The organism is Mesorhizobium sp. M7A.F.Ca.CA.002.09.1.1 (assembly GCF_003998555.1).
GTDB classification, from domain to species: Bacteria; Pseudomonadota; Alphaproteobacteria; order Rhizobiales; family Rhizobiaceae; genus Mesorhizobium; species Mesorhizobium ciceri.
On sequence record NZ_RZRR01001255.1, the window covers coordinates 1 to 1,194 of the forward strand.

Here is a 1,194-nt window from a genome sequence, read left to right on the forward strand (position 1 = left end):
CGGCGGCACCATCACCAATTCGGGCGCTGGCGACGGTGTCGTCGTTTCCGGCGGCAGCGCGACAGTCGGCGTAGCGGCCAACATCTCCAGCTCGGCAACCGCGCCAGGCGCGGCGGTCAAGGTCGACGGCACCACCGGCGGCTCGGTGACCTTCAGCGGTACGGTCACCTCGACCGGCACCGGCGATCTGTTCGATGTCGGATCGACGCTGACCCCGGCCGGCGGCGCCATCAGCTTCACTGGCCCGACCTTGTCGGCGACGGGTGGCGGCGGGGCGCTTGTCAGCAGCCTCGGCGGCACCGCGACGTTGAACGTGACCGCGCCGCTGTCGATCACCAATGCCACGGGCACCGGCCTGTCCGTCACCAATGTCGCCAGCACGGCATCGGCGAGCTTTGGCGAGGTCACCGTGACGACGCCTGGCGGCACCGGCATCTTCATTGCCGACAATGGCACGGTCACCTTCGGCACAACCCAGGTTACGCTGGGAGCGGCAAGCACCGCCGGCATCGAGTTCCTCGACATCAACGAACATATCAGCTTCGGCACGACCACGATCGACGAGGTTGGCGCCAACCAGACCGGCATCGACTTCAGCGGTTCCTCGAGCGGTTCCTCGACAAGGGCCGATTTCGGCCTGACCACGATCACCGGCACCGGCAGCCTGACCTCGCGCGGCATCGACCTGTCGTCGACGACCGGCAACAAGACCATCACCTTCCTGCGCGGCTCCAGCATTTCCAATGTCGGCGTCGGCGTCGAATTGTCGTCGAGCGGCGCCACCGCGACCTCGGCCAACGCCAACTTCACCTTCGGCGACGGCACGTCCGCCGATGGGCTGCAGTCCTCCATCAGCGCCGCCGCCGGCGGCTACACCGTCAACACGATCGGGCTCGATCCGACGCTCGGCAATTATGATTTCGACGACGTCAACTTCACCGGCGCCGCCCATCTGGCCAGCGCGGTCGGTGGGACCATCATGATTTCCCAGGGCGGTGGCATCGTCCACGCCAACACGGACGGGCTCAGCGCCGACGTGACCACCTACACGGTCGCCGAGGCCGATGCCATGACCGGCACGCTGAACTTCGCCTTTGTCGGCACCGTCGATCTCAGCGGCACCCCGTTCACGCTCGATTCCGGCCAGTCGATCATCGGCTTCGGCAACGGCGCCTCCATCCTCACCTCCGGTAC

Annotated in this window: 1 pseudogene; it reads left to right on the forward strand. The window is 66.9% G+C overall.

From position 1 onward, the window contains the following. Positions 1 to 1,194 (forward strand): annotated as a pseudogene (locus EN994_RS32295) (hypothetical protein); the annotation flags it as partial.